This is a genomic window from Kribbella sp. DT2, assembly GCF_049844575.1.
Lineage (GTDB): Bacteria > Actinomycetota > Actinomycetes > Propionibacteriales > Kribbellaceae > Kribbella.
The window spans coordinates 354,686-374,863 of the sequence record NZ_JBNCLH010000009.1 but is presented as its reverse complement, the minus strand read 5'-3'; the positions used below and the strand labels follow the sequence as shown (position 1 = coordinate 374,863).

The window sequence follows — 20,178 nt, the reverse complement described above, 5'->3', positions numbered from 1 at the left end:
CTTTGGCACTGCTGCTGTCAGCAGCAGGAGCCGTGATTCTCGTTCGTTTCTGGCGGCAGATCCTGTTCGCCTTCCTGGTATCCATGATCACCGTCTTCGGGTTCGGCATCTTCCAGCTCGCTTCAGCACTGGAGATCTGAAGGATGCCGATGCCACCTCAGGGCACCTGCCGGGTCCGTGAACGGCTCTCCCGCTCCACAGCACCAGAGGATCGTCGTCAGCATTTCCGTGAGCGCGACACGATGGCGGAGATCGCAACGCGCGTCTGCGCCGCCCCACTGTTCGCCGACTCGGCGATGACACGGGAGCTGGAGACCTCGTTGCGGCTCCACCTGCCACGGTTCGCTGACGAAAGCGGCTACGTCGACCTGGGCCCTGCGCTTGCCGAAGCCCACCGACTCCATTCACTGCTGGGCACAAGATCCCCTGAGCGTTTCACCGAGGTACCTCAGGAGCAGCGACTGCGTCCCGTCCGGGAACTCTCACTGCAGCCGATTCCCGAGCGGTGGGGACGCCTCATCTCCGAAAACCTCCATTATCTGGGCGTAGCGCGGTCGGACGCCGAGCACTGGGCGCTGCGCAGCCCGGAGTCGGGAGCCGTCCATTGCTACGGTTGCGTCTCGCAAGTCGGATTCGAGGGAAAGCGGCAGGCCATCGACCAGGTGCTGGGCAGCCCGATGACAAGGATCGTTTCGCTGTCGCGCGTCTACGCGTTCCCGTCCCGGCCGCGCAACGCGATCTCCTACCTGATCGCCCGGCTGCTGCGCACTTCGCGTATGGCCCGCGAGGCCGACTGGGTGATCACGACCGTCGATCCGAATCTCGGCTTCAGCGGCAGTTCGTACACGTCGGCAGGCTGGAAGGTTCTGCACCAGTACACCTCTCAGCGCTACGACTACCTCGACGCGAACTTCGTCACGCCTGGCCAGCTCGCTCGGCGGTTCGGAACCACGGACCGCTCCGTGCTGTCCAAGCAGCTCGGGCGCCGCTTCGAAACCAGCAGGTGCACCTTGGACGGTCAGTTGGTCTTCGGCATTTCCAGAAAGGAGCGACGAGGTTCGTGATCGTCATGTACATCACCGACGCGCGCGACCAGCACATCCGGAACGTGCTGACCACATCGGCGATGCCGATGGGCTCGCACAACAGGTACCGCTACGACAGGCGGTGGATCGACTCCCAGCTGTGGCAACGGTGGGACCGGGACGGACTGGTCGGTGATCGCGTCCTGGTCAGCTACCTGGAAGGAAACACCGGCAACTTGGAGAATGCGCGGGCGTTCCCGGTCCGGTACGGCCGAGTCATCAGGTCCGAGGTCAAAGGCAGCTTCGGTGTACTTGACGTTGCCCTCGAAGATTTCACCAAAGCCGTGATCCCGCCCGAGCTCCGCGCAGACTCCGAGGCCGGGGTGATGAGCATCGACCAACCACGGAACGGCCGTTTCGTCGTCGAGCACGAGGTGGGCGATCCTGAAGAGGCACGTGACGTCGCGGCCTGGCAGGCCACCGTGTCCGCCCTCGGGCGGATGGACACCTACCGGGACTCGTCCTTCATCTTCGTCGAGCAACTCGGCCGGGCGGCCGATGGCAAGCCGATCGCGGTCAACTCCGAGAGCCACTTCGATCTGCAGCCCAAGTCCCTCATCGAGCTGTCCCTGCACGTGCTGATGCCGCGCGACCGAGCTCCGTTGCACACCTACAGCGTCCTGACCGACACGTCGCTGCTGCGCAGCGCCCAACCGGCTCAGCTGCATTTCGGACACCGCTTCAGTACCGAACGACTGTTGCTCCAGACTCCTGACAAGGCCCAGCGAGCGCTGACCTACATCTACATCCTGCCGGAGCCTGGAACGCGTGGACCCGAGGTTCGCCTGCTGGTCGACCTGCGCGAGCCGGCCAGTCGACGGGCGTTGGCGTTCGGTGTCCCCGGTTCCGCGGCGGCTGTCGCCGCCTCCGCCGGTGTCCTCCCGGCGGAGACTCCGCTCTGGTTGCGCTTCGTCATGGTCGCCGCCGGCAGCGCAGGGCTTGCCGCCGCGTCAGCGCGGCGCTAGCCAACCTCAGGCAGCTCAGGGTCGACGAGGAGCAATCGGCTTTGCTGTGTTCAGCGGACTGGGCAACGAGCCTGTCTTTGGAATGGGTGGTCTGGTGTCGAGGTCGGTGTAGCCGAGGGTGAGGCGGTAGCCGTTCAAGGGGTAGCGGGTGAAGGATTCGCCGGTGAGGGCGGTGGCCTCCAGGCGGGGGGTCAGGTGGGGGTTCTGGGTCGTGTAGAGGTCCAGCTCGCCTCGGAGCAAGCCCCAGAGGTCGACCTCGGGGACGAGGTGGGCGAGGGGGTTGAGGACGCCCAGGAAGAGGGCGTCGACCAAGTACTGCCTGAGGACACTCCAGGGTTTGCGGGGCAGGACTCGGTCGTGGGAGTCGGGTTCCATGCCTCGGGCTGGGATGGGGGCTGTGGAGAGGTTGACGTCGTCGACCAGGTCCTTCACGACCAAGCGCGACGGCAGGCCGGAGGGGTCGCAGATGATGGCGAGGTTTTCGCCGTGGGGGTTGACGGTGATGCCGTAGTGGTGGAGCAGGTGGAGGAGAGGGCGGACGATGGTGGAGAGGAGGTGGCTGATCCACACCTCAGGGGAGACGCCGGAGCGTTTGATGTACGACGCGACGAGAGGTTCGCCGGCGGCGTCCACGTGGAGCACGGCGGCCAAGGGCCAGGCGGTTTCGCCGGGGCGTAGGCGGGGGTCCAGGGGGTCTCGCCAGATGCAGCCCAGGGTTTCGGTCCACTGGTAAGGGATTCCGGGGGCGACCGAGAGTTGCGGGTGGCGGACGGTGACCGATGCGACCTCGCCGAGGAGCTCGGCGCCCAGGGACTGCAGGACCTCGTCGCGGTACCAGAGGCCGCGGAGCCACTGGGTGACCATCGGGGCGGCGAGCGTGCAGTGGATCGGGATGCCTCGGTAGACCGACGTGTTGAGGATCTTCAGGGGAAGCTTGACCTGGTAGCGCAGGGGCGACGAGACATTGACCATCGTGCGGATCGACTGCGTCGGCAGGTACTCGTCAGGCCCCTCCCCCAGTACGACGATCTCGCCGGTGGCCAGTTCACGGGACCACTGGGTGCGGACGACGTGGTCGAGCTGCCAGGGGTGGACCGGGAGCCAGACGTACGAGTCGGGGTCGACGAGCTGCGAGCGGAAGGCGTCCAGCACCTCGGGGCCCAGCTCACGGCCGACCACGGCGTGCTCGGACAGGTCGGGAGTCCCTCGGAACTCGGCCAGGCCTCGGCGTACGGCCAGCCAGACCAGGCGGAGCGGCGTACGGGCTTCTGGTGTGTACAAGGCGCTGTCGGAGGCTGAGAAGCCCAGGCGGCCCTTGTTGGCGACCAGGATGGGGTGCCCGGTCAGGTGGCCTTCCAGATGAGTGTGGTGGAGCAGCAGCAGTTCCTCAGAGCTGACAGCACTAGAAGCCATCCGTACGTCGGCAGCGAGCGTGCTCGACAGCTCAGCCGTGTAGCCCGCCAGCGTCGGCCCGTCCAGGCCCAGTACGCCGGCCGCGTCCAGCAGGAACTGCAGCGGGTCGATGGCCGGTTCGCTCTCGTCGTTGCCCAGGATGCCGGCGGTGGTGCGGTGCACCGAGCCCGGCGTCACCCGGTACGTCGCGAAGGCGCCCTCGGCGTACTCGAAGGTGTAGGCCACCGACCCCAGCTCCAGCCGGCCGTCCACGGGCGTCAGCAGGGCCTCGCTGCAGAACTGCGAGATCAGCTTGGCCAGCAGCTCCGACGAGCACCGCTCCCAGCTCATGCGGGCTGGGCGAAGCTGGTGAAGGCGGTGGACTTCTGCAGCCGGAACACCTCACGCGCGGCGACGGCGTTCAGGATGGTCGCGTTGCGGACCGCCCCGATGCCGAGGTCCGGCGCGGCGACGCCGTGGCTGTGCAGGTCGGCGTTCGACACGAACATCCTGGACAACCCACCAACGCTGTGGTCCCGGTTGATCACCCACCGCCCGGCGGCATCCCGCTGCACCAGTGACTCGACAGACGCGTCCAGGAACCCCAGGGCCCGGTTCCGGTAACCAGTAGCGGCGACAACCACGTCACACACGTGCTGGAAGGTCCGCCCGGTGTCAGCGTGCTTCAACGTCAGCTCAACCCCTTCAGCGCCCACCACAGCAGCAGTGACCGCCACGCCACACTGCAGCTCAGGCGACAGGTCTCGTGAGTACAGCAGGTCGTGGATCTGGTCCAGCGTCTCGGAGGAGATCCCCTTGTAGTGCCGCCACTGCTCCTTGACCAACCTGTCCCGCACCGGCTCGTCCAGCGAGTGGAAGTAATCCACGTACGACGGTGTGGTCATCTCCAGCACGAGCTTCGAGTAGTCCAGCGGTGCGAACGACGCCGTACGGGTCAGCCAGCTGACAGCAGGCCCGTCGGCCCGCAGCAGGTCCAGCGCGCACTCCGCACCGGACTGCCCGGACCCGACGACAGTGACCCGCCCAGCGCGCAGCAGCTCGTCCCGCCGGTACAGGTAGTCAGCAGAGTGCAGCAGACGCGAGGCGGGCAGGTCAGCCAGCGCAGCCGGTACGGCGGGCTCAGTGCCCACGCCGAGCACCAGGTGCCGGGCCTCGAAGACCTCATCACCAGCAACGACCCGGAAGACCGACCCGTCCCACGACACCGAGGTCACCTCCCGGCCGAAGTGCAACGAGTCCAGCTGCGCCGCGCACCACCGCAGGTAGGACTCGTACTCACGCCGGGTCGGGTGGAACTGCTCCCGCACGTAGAACTGGTACAGCCGGTCGGTGTCGCGCAGGTAGGACAGGAACGACAGCCGGTGGGCCGGCTCGACCAGGCTGACCAGGTCGGCCAGGAACGAGACCTGCAGCATCGCGTCGTCGAACATGAGCCCCCGGTGCCAGGTGAACTCCGGCCGGCTGTCCAGTACGGCGACCCGGAGGTCCAGCCCGTCCGCCAGCGCGGCCAGCCCGAGGTTGAACGGTCCGGCGCCGATCGCGATGACGTCGTACGGGGCGGTTGTCATGATGCCTCCACGGTCCTGGTGCGGACCATCAGTAGTGCGGTCTTCTCGGGCAGCTGTAGCTCCCCGGACGGCTCGAACCCGGCCGCGGCGAACGCTCGCAGCGACGGAGCGTTGCGGACATCGGGCTCGGCCACTACGCGGTCGCAGCGGGGGTCTGCCCGCAGTACGGCGTCAGCCAGGGCGCGCAGCAGCCGCCGCCCGATCCCTCGGCCCACCTGGTCGAGGTCACCGATGGCGACGTGCAGTCCCCAGTCGTGCTCGCGCCAGGCGTAGTACTCCGCGAGCCGGTCGAGCCGGACGCGGTACAGCTCGACGTACGCGAACGTCCCGCCCTCAGCAGCCACCAGGCACGGGACCGAGTGCTCCCCTGCCGCCTGCTCCTCCAGCGACCGGGCCCAGCGCTCCACCGGCCAGTCCGACTCCCACCAGGGCACGACGTGCGGCTGAGCCATCCACTGGGCGACGAGAGGCGCGTCAGACGTTACGGCCGGGCGGAGGTCGAAGCCGTCGTCCAGGTGCAGCACAGGCGCGACCTCGCACCTCATCGAGCCGCGCCCAGCCGCAGGGGGTTCGGGATCTCCAGGTAGACCGACTGGTTGTCCAGCGGTGCTACCACCTCGTCGATGCCCTTCAGCCGGGTCAGCATGTTCGCCTTGCAGGGCAGCTGGTCGGCAGTGAGCCAGCGCTGGGCCAGCCGGTCGCCGTCGGGGCCAGCAGCCTTCAGCGACGGCAGTGCGTCGGCCAGGCGATCCCGTACGACGTCCAGCAGGTCCAGCTCATCCGCTACCCCGTCGACTCCCAGTGCGCCGACCACAGCGAGCGCCTGGTTGTGCAGCAGGTAGTAGGTCAGCCGGTCGTCCACGATGGCGTCCTCGACCACTGCCAGCGTGGAGTCGCGCAGGCCGGTCACCGCGAGCAGGCCCTTCAGGTACGACGACGCCAGGTAGTACCCCTGGTTGTCGCGGTAGGCGCCGCCGATGACCCGGCCGGCGTCGTCTAGCCGGACCAGAGTGTTCTGCTGATGCGCCTCCAGGCCGATGCCCGTCTCGGCGTACAGGCCGAGCATGGGGACGAGCACCTGGTCGACGTACGAGGCCACCCAAGCACCAGGGTCCTCCTGTACGGCGGGCAGCGCGCTGAGTCGGCTGACGCCACCGAGACGGGGTGCGACGAGTCCGGCGAGGCAGGCGTAGCTGTCGACGTCGGTGGGGACCTCACGGACGGCTACGTCGAGACCGGTGAGCGTCGGGCCGCCCTCGTCGAGCGCTACCCACGCCGGGTCGCGAACGATGCTGAAGCCGGGGTGGGCGGTCGCCGTACCGGCGTTGTAGGCCGCGTCGAGCAGGCGGTTGATCTCGAGGCCGCGGCGGAGCTCCGTCGGGGTGGACTCACGGCGGGAGTTGGTGATCCGCAGGCCGAGGGACAGCTTGAGCATGACCGGCAGGTCTGGGTGGTAGACCGTGCGGAGGCTGGAGCTCGGGTACCACTGCGCGCCGAGCGGTCCGAGCGGCCGGACCCGGCCGGCGCTGATCAGCTCGGCTACGCGCGGCCTGTGCAGCAGCGACTCGGCCTGCCACGGGTGCGCCGGTAGCAGCGCCGCACCCGCGGCAGGCGTCGTACCGGCCAGCGCGGCCATCAGCTGCAGGGCGTCCAGTCCCTGGAGCGATGGCGCGCCGGCCACCTGGTCGGAGGAGACCAGATCCTGGTCGACCTCGAACCAGTGCACTGCGAAGCGGCCGCCGAGCTCCGGCGAGTACGCCGCCAGCTCGGCGCCGCTCAGTCCGTCGCGGCTCTTGGGGGCCGGGTGGTTCTGGTGCCCGACCGTCAGGGCCTGCTCGTGGGTGAGGAAGCGGCCTGGGCCAAGCTCGGCCGGTCCCCCGGCGAAGAAGGTCGCCACGTTGCGGACGGACTCGGCGGTGCGGGCGGCCAGGTCGTCGACCTCGGTGGGATCGGCATCGACGGCCAGCAAACGAACCAGTTCCTCCGGCTCTGAGGGAAGGCCGTCCACCAGAACGTCGGTGAACAGGTGCAGTCCGGTGGGAGAGGCGTGCAGAACCTGAGCAGTGATCTCCACATCACCCACCAAGAAGCTGAGCCTCCCAGGAGCAACCGGCACCCCCGCCTCCCGCGTGTAGCACCTCAGGATCGCGTTCAGGTGGGTGGTGACAGCTGCTGTCGTCGTCGGGGTCACGCTGCTCCTTCGCCGCCGGCCGACCGGACGTCGTGGCCGGTGGCCACGACCAGGTCGAGCAGTTCCTCGATGTCCGACGCGGTGGCGTTCGGGTTCAGCAGCGTCAGCTTCAACGCGACCACCGCCGGGCGGTCGCCACCGCCGGGGATCGTGGTCCGGCCGATCAGCACCCGTCCCGACGTCAGCAACCGGCGCCGGACCTCACCCTGGAGCGCGTCCACGCCGGCCGCGTCCAGTCCCCGCCCGGCGACCCGGAACAGCACCGTGGTCAAGGTCACCGGCGCCAGCAGCTCGAGGTTGCTGTCGGCAACGACCCTGGCCGCGGCGGCGTGCGTGAGCTCGTGGCAGGTGTCGAGCATCCTGCCCAGTCCGGCCCGGCCGTAAGCGGTCAAAGTCGTGGCGACTTTCACAGCGTCGGGGCGGCGAGTGGTCTGTAAACTCCGCCCGAGCAGCCCGTCCAGGCCGGAGTCGATGTCGTCGGCGGGGTTGAGGTAGTCGACCGACCGCCCGAGCGCCGAGAAGCGCACCTTGTCGGCGACCAGCAGCATGCTCGTCGCGGCCGGCTGCCAGCCGATCTTGTGCAGGTCGAGCGTCACCGAGTCCGCCGCCGGCAGCTCCGCCAGCAACGGCGCGAGCCGGTCGGAGAACAACGCACCGAACCCGTACGCCGCGTCGGCGTGCACCCAGACGCCGTACGGGCGGGCGAGCTCGGCGATCCCTTCGATCGGGTCGATCGAGCCGTAGTCCGTCGTACCGGCGGTCGCGACCACGGCGATCGGCGTCCGGCCCGGGCGGGCCAGCTCGTCGGCAAGTACATCCAGGCGCATCCGGAAGTCGCCGTCGGCCGGGATCGCGATCACCGCGTCCTCGCCGAGGCCCAGCGCGGCGCAGGCCCGCTGGATCGAGAAGTGCGCCAGCTCGGAGCACAGCACAACCGGTCGACGCATCCCGTAGACACCGTCACGCCGTACGTCGAGACCGGCCGCCGCGGCCGCGCTGTCCCGCGCGATCAGCATCGCGAGCAGGTTGGAGATCGAGCCGCCAGGAGTCAGTACGCCGTCCGCCGCCGGCCCGAACCCGGCCATCCCGGCCAGCGCGCGAACCACCCACTGCTCGATCGCCAGCGTCGCCGGGCCCGAGTCGTAGGTGTCCATCGACGCGTTGCTCGCCGACGCGAGCCGGTCGGCGTCCACCGCGACCTGCAGCACCGGCGGCTGCAGGTGCGCCGCCGCGTGCGGGTGACTGAGGTCGATCCCGTCCCGATCCAGCAGACCGGCGATCAGATCCAGTGCCGCCGACTCGCCGACACCGGTCGACGGCACGCGCGGCTCCCCCAGCATCTGCGCCGTACGCCGCAACACGTCGGCCGGCAGCCCGGCCGGCAACGGCCCGCGCTGCCGATTTACTACCGTCGACGCCAACGGCCACTGCGTCACGCTCGGGCTGTACGACGATGAGCTCAACGGGGCGAGCCCCACTTGCTGCGACATCCAGCGTCTCCAGAAGAAGTTGTTGAGTAAGGCGACCCTTACTTAGGTATTCCTAACCTACTTCTTTCCCAGCCGCCGGTGTCAACCGGGGTACCCTCCGTGACGACACACCGCACCACCCCTGCCCCACCAGGCCAAACGCAACCTTCGAGGCTCCCGTCGCGTCTGCCTCCTCACCACCTGTGAGGAGGACCACGTGGACCGTCTCTTCGCCGAAGCGGAAGCGATCAGCGCCCGTACGGCGACCGCGTGAGGGTGAAGGTCGCGACGTTCAGCTCCTTGATGCTGCCGTCCTCAGCCCGGACCACCCGGAGCTTCTCCCCCGCGAAGTACCCGTCGCGCCCCCGGTACAGATCAGGGCCCAGTGGTGAGAAGCGGCAGGTGAGAGCGCCACTCAGCTGAAGGATGCACCCGCTGACCGACATCGTCACCGGCGTGTTTCCCCAGTACCAGTGCCCCAGCAGCTCCTCGCCCTGCGGGAGCTCCGGCTCGGGCACCCATTCCTGCGGAAGCCACGGCTCGTGCGTCATCGTGACCCGCATCAGGTCGAGCGGGACCGACGCGCACTTGCCGTACGTCGCGTTGGCGAGCGCGACCGCGCCGATCCGGCGGTCCCGGTCGAAGAACAACCCGGCGATGAAACCAGGCATCGAGCCGGTGTGCCCGGCGAACAGGTCTGGATCGTCGGCCTGCAGCCGCAGCCCCAGCCCGTACGCCGCGTTCAGCGCCTCGCGCGGATCGGCCGACGCGGGCGTCGACATCTCCTCGACGCTCTCCCGGCTCAGCACCTCCGGCACCGGGTCGATCCAGAAACACGTGTACCGGGCCAGGTCCTCGATCGTGCTCCACAGCTGCCCGGCCGGCGCCATCGCGCCCGCGTCGTACGCCGGCTCCGCGGCCAGCCGACCGCTGAACGGATGCACCGAAAAGCCTTCAGCCGCGGGGTCCTCCGGGAAGTACGACGTACGCCGCATCTCCAACGGCCGCAGGATCCGCTCACGCACCAGGTCGAACCAGGACCCACCCCGCAACCGCGCGACGATCTCCCCCAGCAACGCGTAGCCCAGGTTCGAGTAGTGGTACCGCCGATCCGGTACGCCGGCCGCCTGCGACTCGTCCATCGCGGCCGTCAGCGCCTCGAACGACACGCCCGGATTGCGTTCCCACCACGGCCCTTCGGGCTCGGCGTTCATCCCGCCCGAGTGCGACAGCAGGTGCCGCAGCGTCAGGTCGCCGAACGCGACGCCCGGCAGATGCTTGCCGACGGCATCGTTCAGCGCGAGCAGCCCGTCGTCGCGGCACTGCATCACCAGGACGGCGGTCAGCGTCTTGGTGATCGACCCGATCCGGTACTGCCGCTCCGGACCGGGCAACCCACCGTCGGCCGTGGCGAACTGCCCCCGCGACCCGGTCCACACCAGTGCACCGTCACGCACCACACCGGCCGTGATCGACGGCAGCTTCCACTCACTCTGGGCTGCCGCGACTTCTGCGAAGAGAGCCGCGGCAGTGTCAGGGCGCAGGGTCACTCAAAAGCCTCCGGGGAAGGGCAGGAGCAGATCAGGTTGCGGTCGCCGTACGCGCCGTCGATGCGGCGCACCGGCGGCCAGTACTTCGTGGTCCGGTCGACCGACTGCGGGAACGCGGCCTCCTCGCGGGTGTAGGCGTGCTCCCACTTGTCGTTGATCACCGCGGACGCCGTGTGCGGCGCGTTGACCAGCGGGTTGTCGTCGGCCGGCCACTCGCCTGCCGCGACCCGGTCGATCTCGTGCTTGATCGCGATCATCGCGTCGATGAAGCGGTCCAGCTCGCCCAGGTCCTCGGACTCGGTCGGCTCGACCATCAGCGTGCCGGGCACCGGGAACGACATCGTCGGCGCGTGGAAACCGTAGTCGACCAGCCGCTTCGCGACGTCGTCGACGGTGACGCCGGTCTCCTTGGTCATCGGGCGGAGATCCAGGATGCACTCGTGCGCGACCAGGCCGTTCTCGCCGGTGTAGAGCACCGGGAACGCGTTCTCGAGCCGCTTGGCGACGTAGTTCGCGGTCAGTACGGCGGCCTTGGTCGCCGAGGTCAGACCCTCCGCGCCCATCATCCGGATGTAGGCCCAGGAGATCGCCAGGACGCCGGCCGAGCCGAACGGCGCCGCCGAGATCGGGCCGACACCGGAGTCCGGGCCGGCCTGGTCGAGCAGCGGGTGGTTCGGCAGGTACGGCGCCAGGTGCGCGGCGACCGCGACCGGGCCGACGCCCGGGCCACCGCCGCCGTGCGGGATGCAGAACGTCTTGTGCAGGTTCAGGTGCGAGACGTCGCCGCCGAACTCGCCCGGCTTGGCCAGGCCGAGCAGGGCGTTCAGGTTCGCGCCGTCGACGTACACCTGGCCGCCGTGGTCGTGCACGATCTGGCAGACCTCGGTCACGCTCTCCTCGTACACGCCGTGCGTGGACGGGTAGGTGATCATGATCGCGGCCAGCTTCTCCGCGTGCTCGGACGCCTTGGCCCGCAGGTCGTCCAGGTCGATGGTTCCGTCGTCGTTGCCCTTGACAACAACAACCTTCATGCCCGCCATCACCGCGGACGCGGCGTTGGTGCCGTGCGCCGAGGCGGGGATGAGGCAGACGTTGCGGTCCTCGTTGCCCTGGGCCCGGTGGTAACCGCGGATCGCCAGCAGGCCCGCGAGCTCGCCCTGCGAACCGGCGTTCGGCTGGATCGAGACCTTGGCGTAGCCGGTCACCTCGGCCAGCCAGCGCTCCAGCTGGCCGATCAGCTTCACGTACCCGGCCGCGTCCTCGATCGGCGCCAGCGGGTGCATGTCGGCGAACTCGGGCCAGGTGACCGCTTCCATCTCGGTGGTCGCGTTCAGCTTCATCGTGCAGGAGCCGAGCGGGATCATGCCGCGGTCGAGCGCGTAGTCGTAGTCGGACAGCTTGCGCAGGTAGCGCAGCATCGCCGTCTCGGACCGGTGCGTGTTGAAGACCGGGTGGGTCAGGTAGTCCGACGTACGAGTGACGGCGTCGGACAGGTTGCCACCGGCAAGCGAAGCGTCGTACCGGATGCCGAACGAGCCGCAGACCTGGCCGAGCGCGACCGCGTCGGTCTTCTCGTCGCAGGAGATGCCGACGTGGTCGGCGTCGACGAGGCGCAGCCAGATCCCGTTCTGCCGGGCGGTGTCGACGACGTCGGCCGCACGACCGGGGACGCGCGCCAGCACGGTGTCGAAGAACTGCTCGTGCACGACCTCGACGCCACCGGCGCGCAGCGACGCGGCCAGGCTGTCGGCTCCTCCGTGGACGCGTTCGGCGATCGCCTTCAGGCCGTCGGGGCCGTGGTAGACGGCGTACATGGAGGCGACAACGGCGAGCAGGACCTGCGCCGTACAGATGTTGGAGGTCGCCTTCTCACGACGGATGTGCTGCTCCCGCGTCTGCAGAGCCAGCCGGTACGCCGGGGCGCCGTCGGCGTCGACCGAGACGCCGACGAGGCGACCGGGCAACGACCGCTCGAGCCCGGCGCGCACGGACATGAAGCCCGCGTGCGGTCCGCCGTAGAACAGCGGGACGCCGAAGCGCTGCGACGAGCCGATCACGATGTCGGCGCCGGCCTCACCCGGTGCCTCGAGCAACGTCAGCGCGAGCAGGTCGGAGGCCACGGCAACCAACGTCTCGCGCTCGTGCGCGGCGGTGACCAGCGGCTTCAGGTCGCGGACGACACCGCCGGAGCCCGGGTACTGGACCAGGAAGCCGAAGAAGTCGCCTTCGGGCAGACCGTCGGTGGTGTCGGCGACGACGACCTCGATGCCGAGCGCCTCGGCGCGGGTCTCGACGACGGCGATCGTCTGCGCGAAGCAGTCGGCGTCGACGAGGAAACGGTTGCTCTTCGACTTGCGGTTCGACCGGTGCGCCAGCGTCATCGCCTCGGCGGCCGCGGTGCCCTCGTCGAGCAGCGACGCGTTCGCGGTCGGCAGGCCGGTCAGGTCCGACACGACGGTCTGGAAGTTCAGCAGCGCCTCGAGCCGGCCCTGGGAGATCTCCGGCTGGTACGGCGTGTACGCCGTGTACCAGGCCGGGTTCTCGACCAGGCGGCGGACGATCACCGACGGGGTGAAGGTGCCGTAGTAACCCTGGCCGATCATCGAGGTGGCGACGTTGTTGCGCGCGGCCAGCTGGCGGAGCTCGGTCAGCGCGTCGACCTCGGAGGCCGGCTCGGGCAGCCGGAGCGGCTCGGCCGAGCGGATCGAGGCCGGGACCGCGGCGTCGACGAGCGCGTCGACGTCGGCGTACCCGAGGGTCTGCACCATCCGGGCGACCTCGTCGGCCCGCGGGCCGATGTGACGGTCGGCGAAGGTGGCCGAGATCTGTGGGGAGATGTCGGGCGACTGGGGCGGTGGGGTGGGAAATGAATCTTGCACAGTCATAGCTGGAGGCTCCGATGCTGACAGGTCTGCCGGTGGCCTCCCCCTCTGTCACGCACTGACACGCTTCAGAGTCGCCTGCGGCACTCGGTCCATGGGCCTGAGAGGTTCCGGGGAGGAATTGCCCCTTCGGCGCCCAGGCAAACGCGCCCTGGGACTCTCCCGAGTGCTGTGTACGGCAACCCCGAGGTTACCAGTTGCCCTCGTCGAGTTCCGGCAGCAGCCGTTGCGCGGTCACTCGGGCGGGTCCGACCAGTTCCGGATCGGCGAAGGCCATCGGCCAGCGCACCCGCGTCCCGGCGTCGGCCCAGCCACCGACCGCGGCGAGGAACTTGTCGAGCGCGGGGTTGGACAGGCCTCGGGCCTGCAGCGGCGCGATGTGCCCGGCGAAGAACTCGGCGATCCGCCGTTCGACATCGAGCGCCGCCCGATGGTCGGCCTCGATCAGCTCGTACCACCTCACGGAACCGGCCGGCGAGAGCGCGGCGACGTTGGAGTAGCTGCCGTCCGCGCCGAGCGGGGTCATGCTCGCCAGGAAGTGCCCGGGCACGAACAGCGACAGCCCGGACTCGCGCGCCCGGGCGAACCACTCCGCGTCCCCACCCGCACTCTTCAAGCCGATCAAAGCCGGTACGGCGCGCGCGAGGTCGGTGAGCTGCTCGGGCCAGACCTGCGTCTTCGCGTGCGGCGGGTTGTAGAGGACCAGCGGTACGCCGCCGGCCGCCTGGGCGACACGGTCGAGGAAGGCCAGCGCCTCGCCGGCGCTCAGCGGGAGCCAGTCGGGCAGGATCACCTGGATCGCCGAGGGACGCAACGCGGCCGCCCGGCGTACGCGGTCGAGCTGGAGCTGCGCCGAAGGGTGACTGGCACCGATCTGGAACGGCAGGTCGGTCCGCGCGGCGAGCAGGTCGTTGATCCGGTCGTACTCGCCCTCGGTCAGGGTCTGGAACTCCCCCGCCGTACCGTGCACGTACAGACCGTCGACACCGGCCTTGGTCAGGTGGTCGAGCTGGGCCTCGAGGCGGACGAAGTCGATCGTGTCGTCGGCGTCGAGGGGCAGCAACAACGTCGCCCACACACCACGCAGGGTTTCCGCGGTGAGTGGGCGCACCGGTTGCTGGAGGTGGTTCGGGGTCAGCCGGTCATCCGGGCGCGGCGGCGAGCGGCGAGCTCGTCGTTCGCGTGCGGGCCGGACTCCTCGTCGTTGCCGTCGGCGCGTTCGGTCGGCAGCTCGGACAGCGAACCCTCGACCTCGCGCCAGACCCCGCCGAGCGCGATCCCGAAGACGCCCTGGCCGCCGGCCAGCAGGTCGATGACCTCGTCGGGCGAGGTGCACATGTAGACCGAGGCGCCGTCACTCATCAGCGTGATCTGGGTCAGGTCGTCGATGCCGCGCTCGCTCAGGTGGGCGATCGCGGTGCGGATCTGCTGCAGCGAGATCCCGGCGTCGAGCAGCCGCTTGATCACCTTGAGCAGGAGAACGTCGCGGAAGCCGTAGAGCCGCTGCGTGCCCGAGCCGGTGGCCGGGCGGACCGACGGCGACACCAGGCCGGTACGGGCCCAGTAGTCGAGCTGACGGTAGGTGATGCCGGCGGCCGAGCAGGCGGTCGGGCCGCGGAAACCGACGTCTTCCGGCATCGGGCGCAGGTCGTCGTCGAAGAGCAGGCCCTGCACCCCCGCTGCGGCAGCCGCGTCGGCGTGTGCTTCCGACGCCGACTGCGCCGTCAGATCGGTGTCGCCGGTGCGTGTCACGCCTGAGCCTCCCTGGGTACTGACTGGAACGGACTACATCCGTGGAGTTACAACTCCTCACAACTCCTTCAAGGTAAGCCGCCGACTTGACCCGGTCAACGACAACCGCACCGAGCCGAAAGCGTGTCGCGCTCCCAGGCCGAATCGTTACCAACCCGGCCTTGTACCAGAGACATCCAAAATCTTGCCGTAACGCACGGTCAGGACTTGTCGAAGTCCTCCGGCGAGATCTGGTCGAGGAACTCGCGGAAGCGCTCCACTTCCTCTTCCTCCTCCACCTCGTCGACCTCGTCGGTCTCACTCTCCGGAACCGGCACCCCGGCCTCGGCGAGAATCTCCTCGGTGCAGAACACCGGCGTCCCGGTGCGCAGCGCGAGCGCGATCGAGTCCGACGGGCGGGCCGAGATCTCGGTCTTGTCGTCGAACACCAGGATCGCCTCGAACACGCCGTCGGTCAGGTTCACGATCCGGACCTGGGTCAGCGTGTGCCCCAGCACCCGGATCACCTCGGCGAAGATGTCGTGGGTCAGGGGCCGCGGTGGTTCCATCCCCTGCTGCGCGAACGCGATCGCGCTGGCCTCGGCCGCGCCGATCCAGATCGGCAGGTACCGCTCACCGCCGACCTCCCGGAGCAGCACGATCGGCTGACTCGAGGGCATCTCGACCCGGACTCCGATTACGTCGACTTCGCGCACACCCTCAGCCTACTCCGGCAAGCCCGCACAAGCTGGCGTCCGGGTCGGCGTACGACGTCAGCGGCTCAGCCGGGACCGGACCAGGGCCGCGTGCAACCGTACGGCGAGGGCCGCCAGTTCCTGGGTCTTGTCGTCGCGGCGCGGACCGGCGACCTGCTCGATCAGGCCGACCTCGCGGTCGGCCGCCGTACGGAACGGGCGCAGGTGCCGCGGCTCCACGCCGTACCGGCCGAACTCGGCGGCCGCCTTCGCGACCAGGATCGCGTCGCCGTCGTAGTGGTTGCCCCGAGCCACCACCAGCTGGTGGCTCTCCAACTGCTCCAACAGCTCAGCAGTGATCCCCGCCGCGACCCGCAGCTCCTCGCGCGTCAGCTTCAACTCGGTGCGGTCGGCACCGAAGTCCTCGGCGACCGGCAACCCGGCGGGCTCGGCCGCCTCGGGCGCCGCCGGACGGCCGCCCGGTGTCGGTCGCAGGCCGCGGTCCATCGCGCCGAGGTGTTCCTTGATCACCTTCAGCGGCAGGTACTGGTCGCGTTGCGCGGTCAGCACGTAGCGCAGCCGCTCGATGTCGGCCGCGCTGAACTTGCGGTACCCGGACGCGGTCCGGGCCGGCGTCACCAGTCCCTCGGCCTCGAGGAAGCGGAGCTTGGAGATGGTGACGTCGGCGAACTCGGCCTGCAGGACCTGCAGCACCGCTCCGATGCTGCTTCCTCCGGCGTCAGCCTCAGGCCTGGCCACTGCTGGCGTAGTAGACGAGCCGGTACTTGCCGATCTGGACCTCGTCACCGTTGGTCAGCGCGACCTCGTCGATCCGGTCGCGGTTGACGTAGGTGCCGTTCAGGCTGCCGACGTCGCGCACCTTCACCCCGGCCGGGTCGCGGCGGAACTCCGCGTGCCGGCGCGAGACCGTGACGTCGTCGAGGAAGATGTCGCTGTCCGGGTGCCGGCCGGCGGTGACCACGTCGACGTCGAGCAGGAAGCGGCTGCCCGCGTTCGGGCCACGCTGGACGATCAGCAGGGCGGACCCGGCCGGCAGCGCGCCGACGGCGGCCTCGTCCTCGGCGGTCAGGCCCTCACCGGCCAGGTCGATCCGCTCGGTGTCGGGCTCGGCGCTGATCGGGGTCAGCATCGCGGTGTCGGTGACGCCGGGGGCGGGCACCGGACGGTCCGCGCCAGGGAGCATCGTTCCGCACTGCGAGCAGAACTTGCTGCCCTCGGAGTTCTCGTGCCCGCACTGGTTGCAGAACGGCATGCTGTGATCCTCCCGATCGCCGGCGGTCCGGCGACGTTGTCGTAGATCCCCGTGATGACAGTGTGACTGCGCCCTCAACCCTCGACCGGCGGTTGAGGGCGCAAACCTATCAGCTCTGCTCGAGCTGGCCCTTGTAGGTGTCGGCGTCCATCAGGGCCGCCACCTCCTCGTCGTCGTCGACGCGGATGTCGAGCAGCCAGCCCTCGCCGTACGGGTCGGTGTTGACCAGGTCGGGCTGGTCGGCCAGGGCCTCGTTGACGGCCGTGACGGTGCCGTTGACCGGCGCGAACAGGTCGCTGACGGACTTGGTCGACTCCAGCTCGCCGCAGGCGTCGCCGGCGCGCACGACGGCGCCCACCTCGGGCAGCTGCACGTAGACGATGTCGCCGAGCGCGTCCTGGGCGAAGTCGGTGATGCCGACCCGCACCGGGCCTTCTTCGCCGGCCTTCAGCCACTCGTGCTCGGCCGTGTACTTCAGGTCTTCGGGGTACACCTCGGGTCCTCTTTCGCTCAGGATCTACTTGGTCGGGCTGGGGGCCGGGCGAGCGTAGCGATGCTCCTCCGGCGCGTGCAAGGCGCTGATGGTCAGCTGCCGCAGCTCGGTCACCTCGGCGGTGCCGCCGATCTGCGGGCCGGTCACCTCACTGATCAGGCCGCCGGGGAAGTTCGCCGCCTCGGCCAGGTTGTGCGACTCGCCGATCGCCTCGATCACGTACGGCGAGACGACCTTCTCCCCGTCCACCCGGACACCGGGCGCCTCGTCGGTCAGGTCGGTGCTGGCCACCACCCGGACCGAGCCGTTGATCTGGATCGCCTCGGCGCCGGCGTCGCGCAGTTCCTCGATCGCGTCCAGCAGGTTGCCGGACGTCATCTTGCCCTCCGGGTCGTTCAGCGTGATCCGGACCCCCGGTCCCTGGGCCGGCAACGTCCCGGCCAGGATGCTGAGGGTGCGGACCTGCTGCTCGGCCTGCTCGCGCGCGGTCTGGGCCTTGTCGGCGCTGGAGGACAGCGTGTTCTTGCGCTCCTCCAGCTCGGTGATCTCGCTCTCCAGGCGGCGGTTGTTCTGGTTCAGGCCGTCGAGGATCGCGATCAGGTCCTCGCGGCGGGCGTTCTGGTAGCCGTCGTCGGCGCGGTTCACGCGGACCTGGACGACCGCCGTACAGGCCACCAGGGCCAGGACGACGGCCACGATCGCCTGTCCGCGGGACGGCTTGAAGCCGGCCTTCAACCGGCGCAGGGCCAGGTTGGGGCCTTTGGCGCGCGGCATCGGGGTCGGAGCGACCGGGTGCGCGGGCTCCGCCGGCGGACTGTCCGAAGGCGGAGCCTGCGCCGAGGCCGAGGCCGATTCCGAGGCCGATTCCGAGGCCGGAGCCGGTTCCGCTGCCGGTCCGTCGGACTCGGGCGGCGGCGTACGGTCGTCGCGCTTCGGCTCGGACGCCCGGTGGTGCGCCTCGCCGCGGTGCTGCGGCGGGCGCTTGGGCTCCTCGGGCGGTCGCTGGTCGTCGCTCATGCTCAGGCCCGGAAGACGTGCCGGCGGATCGCGGCCATGTTGGTGAAGATGCGGATGCCGAGCACGACGACCACACCGGTGGACAGCTGCGAGCCGACGCCGAGCTGGTCGCCGAGGTAGACGATCAGGGCCGCGATCAGCACGTTCGACACGAACGACACGACGAACACCTTGTCGTCGAAGATCCCGTCCAGGAACGCGCGCAGGGCGCCGAAGACCGCGTCGAGCGCGGCGACGACGGCGATCGGCAGGTAGGGCTGGGCCCAGTCGGGCACGTCGGGTGCGACCAGCAGGCCGATCACGACGCCGATCACCAGACCGAGCACGGCGATCATTTCGGTCCCACCTTCGCGTACCGCAGCGCGATGGTGGCATCGGCTGGCACCAGCAAGGAGTCCTCCGTCGTGGTCGTCATCCGGACATCGAAGTTGCTCACCAGGTACTGCACCCACTGACCGCCCGAGCTCTGGGCGAACCGGGCCGGCAAGGTGTTGGTGTCGCCGATCGCGAGCACCGTGTACGGCGGGTTGAGCGAGCTGTAGTCGACAGTGATCGCGCTGCCGGCGCCGCGGATCGCGGTCAGGCTGGTCAGCCGGTGGCCGTTCACCGCGATCGCCTCGGCGCCCGCGGTCCACAGGCCGTTGACCAGCTGCTGGAGGTCGACGTCGAGCAGCCGGCCCTCCTTGTCGTCGGCGTTCTTGGCATCGTCGACGACCACCTTGACGCCGGGTCCGGTCACCGCGACCGAACCGACCTGCAGCTCGAGGTCGTCGACCTTCTGCTGCAGCGCCGCGTCGGACTCGCTCAGCGCACCGGCCTGCAGCCCGCGCACTTCACCGGCCAGGGCGGTCTGGCGGTTGCGCAGGTCGTTCAGCCGGCCGTCGGCCTGCTCGACGCGTTCGACCAGCTCGTTGCGCTGCTTCTCCGCGGCCGGCGCGGCGCGGTAGTTCTGCGACGCGGCGATCGCCAGCAGGAACCCCAGTACGACGAACGCGACGACCAGCATGATCCTGTGCCGGGCCTTCTTCGGCCCACCGGTCAGCGGCCGGGCCCGCGCGCTGATCGCGTACCCCTCGTCGAGCGGGTGCGCCATCAGGTTGTTCAGCAGCGACATGGACGCGTCCACGCGCCGCTGCCCGGGCGGAGCTTGCTGAGTCACGATCGACCCGGTTGCCCGCTGATCGGTTTGACGGTCTGGACCAGGTGCCGCAGCTGCACGAAGTACAGGGCGCCGGCCCAGTAGTACAGCGCCGTGCCCCAGATCGCGAAGGCCCAGCCGAAGACGCGGGCCAGCAGGTTGAGCGTGCTGTCGCCGTCACCGAGCAGCAGCAGCGGGAAGGCGTACAGCAGGCAGAAGGTCGCCGACTTGCCGAGGAAGTGCACAGGCAGCGCGTTGAAGCCGCGGCGGTGCAGAGCCGGCAAGGTGAAGGTCAGCAGCAGGTCGCGCAGCGGCAGCGCGATCGCCAGCCACCACGGGATGATGTCGCGCAGCGCCAGGCCGAGCACGGTGGCGAAGATGTAGAGCCGGTCGGCGACCGGGTCGAGCATCTGCCCCAACCGGGTGGTCTGGTTCATCCGGCGGGCGATCTGGCCGTCGGCCCAGTCAGTGAAGCCGGAGATCGCCAGCACCAGCAAGGCCCAGCCGTCCTCCTCCGGGCCGAGAATCAGCCACAGGAACAACGGCACCCCGAGCAGCCGCACGAAGCTCAGTGCGTTCGGGATCGTCAGTACCCGGTCGGAGACCTCCACGTCCGGCACGCGACCCTCCCCCTTTGTCTCTCAGCCCACTTCCGCCGGTAACTCTACTGGGGCAGGCGACCAGGTTTCGCTCGGGCCACACCGGGGA

Annotated in this window: 19 protein-coding genes and 1 riboswitch; of the genes, 2 read left to right on the top strand and 17 right to left on the bottom strand. The window is 69.4% G+C overall.

Features of this window, described 5'->3' with window-relative positions; genetic code table 11:
- The first annotated feature begins 143 nt into the window (after positions 1-143).
- Entirely contained in the window at positions 144-1,064 is a 921-nt protein-coding gene (locus ACLQ2O_RS33950) for a hypothetical protein (protein ID WP_425840065.1), read from the top strand.
- Positions 1,061-2,050: a hypothetical protein gene (locus ACLQ2O_RS33945; RefSeq protein ID WP_425840062.1), complete on the top strand. Its 990-nt coding sequence runs from the start codon at positions 1,061-1,063 to the stop codon at positions 2,048-2,050. Before ACLQ2O_RS33950 ends, ACLQ2O_RS33945 begins: the two co-directional genes overlap by 4 nt.
- A 15-nt stretch (positions 2,051-2,065) precedes the next feature.
- On the opposite strand, the gene ACLQ2O_RS33940 is transcribed toward ACLQ2O_RS33945, so the two are convergent.
- The 17 genes from ACLQ2O_RS33940 to ACLQ2O_RS33860 all read right to left on the bottom strand — a co-directional run bounded on the left by ACLQ2O_RS33940 (position 2,066) and on the right by ACLQ2O_RS33860 (position 20,090).
- Positions 2,066-3,793, bottom strand: coding sequence for an IucA/IucC family protein (locus tag ACLQ2O_RS33940; RefSeq protein WP_425840060.1), 1,728 nt, complete (start codon positions 3,791-3,793; stop codon positions 2,066-2,068).
- Positions 3,790-5,031, bottom strand: a complete 1,242-nt coding sequence (locus tag ACLQ2O_RS33935; RefSeq protein ID WP_425840057.1) for a lysine N(6)-hydroxylase/L-ornithine N(5)-oxygenase family protein — start codon at positions 5,029-5,031, stop codon at positions 3,790-3,792. The genes ACLQ2O_RS33940 and ACLQ2O_RS33935 overlap by 4 nt, the downstream gene beginning before the upstream one ends.
- A complete protein-coding gene (locus ACLQ2O_RS33930) occupies positions 5,028-5,555 on the bottom strand; it encodes a GNAT family N-acetyltransferase (RefSeq protein WP_425840055.1) in 528 nt (175 codons plus the stop codon). Before ACLQ2O_RS33930 ends, ACLQ2O_RS33935 begins: the two co-directional genes overlap by 4 nt.
- Positions 5,556-5,572: 17 nt before the next feature.
- Positions 5,573-7,222, bottom strand: coding sequence for an IucA/IucC family protein (locus ACLQ2O_RS33925; protein ID WP_425840052.1), 1,650 nt, complete (start codon positions 7,220-7,222; stop codon positions 5,573-5,575).
- Positions 7,219-8,712 (bottom strand): pyridoxal phosphate-dependent decarboxylase family protein, encoded by a 1,494-nt coding sequence (locus ACLQ2O_RS33920; protein ID WP_425840049.1) that lies wholly within the window; start codon positions 8,710-8,712, stop codon positions 7,219-7,221. The genes ACLQ2O_RS33925 and ACLQ2O_RS33920 overlap by 4 nt, the downstream gene beginning before the upstream one ends.
- A 227-nt stretch (positions 8,713-8,939) precedes the next feature.
- Positions 8,940-10,241, bottom strand: a complete 1,302-nt coding sequence (locus ACLQ2O_RS33915) for a serine hydrolase domain-containing protein (RefSeq protein WP_425840046.1) — start codon at positions 10,239-10,241, stop codon at positions 8,940-8,942.
- Positions 10,238-13,126: an aminomethyl-transferring glycine dehydrogenase gene (gene gcvP, locus ACLQ2O_RS33910; protein ID WP_425840043.1), complete on the bottom strand. Its 2,889-nt coding sequence runs from the start codon at positions 13,124-13,126 to the stop codon at positions 10,238-10,240. The genes ACLQ2O_RS33915 and gcvP overlap by 4 nt, the downstream gene beginning before the upstream one ends.
- A 75-nt stretch (positions 13,127-13,201) precedes the next feature.
- Positions 13,202-13,298: riboswitch (glycine riboswitch) on the bottom strand.
- Between the two features lie 15 nt (positions 13,299-13,313).
- Entirely contained in the window at positions 13,314-14,201 is an 888-nt protein-coding gene (locus ACLQ2O_RS33905) for a dihydrodipicolinate synthase family protein (protein ID WP_425840040.1), read from the bottom strand.
- A 56-nt stretch (positions 14,202-14,257) separates the two neighbouring features.
- A complete protein-coding gene (locus ACLQ2O_RS33900; RefSeq protein WP_425840037.1) occupies positions 14,258-14,875 on the bottom strand; it encodes a MerR family transcriptional regulator in 618 nt (205 codons plus the stop codon).
- Between the two features lie 200 nt (positions 14,876-15,075).
- Complete coding sequence (locus tag ACLQ2O_RS33895; protein WP_425840035.1) at positions 15,076-15,570, bottom strand: bifunctional nuclease family protein; 495 nt, start codon at positions 15,568-15,570, stop codon at positions 15,076-15,078.
- Between the two features lie 57 nt (positions 15,571-15,627).
- Entirely contained in the window at positions 15,628-16,263 is a 636-nt protein-coding gene (locus tag ACLQ2O_RS33890; protein WP_425840033.1) for a MerR family transcriptional regulator, read from the bottom strand.
- 31 nt (positions 16,264-16,294) lie between these two features.
- Positions 16,295-16,822, bottom strand: a complete 528-nt coding sequence (locus ACLQ2O_RS33885) for an FHA domain-containing protein (protein WP_425840030.1) — start codon at positions 16,820-16,822, stop codon at positions 16,295-16,297.
- A gap of 109 nt (positions 16,823-16,931) precedes the next feature.
- Positions 16,932-17,315: a glycine cleavage system protein GcvH gene (gcvH, locus tag ACLQ2O_RS33880; protein WP_425840028.1), complete on the bottom strand. Its 384-nt coding sequence runs from the start codon at positions 17,313-17,315 to the stop codon at positions 16,932-16,934.
- A 24-nt stretch (positions 17,316-17,339) separates the two neighbouring features.
- Positions 17,340-18,332, bottom strand: coding sequence for a DUF881 domain-containing protein (locus tag ACLQ2O_RS33875; RefSeq protein WP_425840025.1), 993 nt, complete (start codon positions 18,330-18,332; stop codon positions 17,340-17,342).
- A gap of 2 nt (positions 18,333-18,334) precedes the next feature.
- Entirely contained in the window at positions 18,335-18,667 is a 333-nt protein-coding gene (locus ACLQ2O_RS33870; protein ID WP_077016542.1) for a small basic family protein, read from the bottom strand.
- Positions 18,664-19,446, bottom strand: coding sequence for a DUF881 domain-containing protein (locus ACLQ2O_RS33865; protein ID WP_425840021.1), 783 nt, complete (start codon positions 19,444-19,446; stop codon positions 18,664-18,666). The genes ACLQ2O_RS33870 and ACLQ2O_RS33865 overlap by 4 nt, the downstream gene beginning before the upstream one ends.
- A gap of 41 nt (positions 19,447-19,487) precedes the next feature.
- Entirely contained in the window at positions 19,488-20,090 is a 603-nt protein-coding gene (locus tag ACLQ2O_RS33860) for a CDP-alcohol phosphatidyltransferase family protein (RefSeq protein ID WP_363675251.1), read from the bottom strand.
- Between the last annotated feature and the right edge of the window lie 88 nt (positions 20,091-20,178).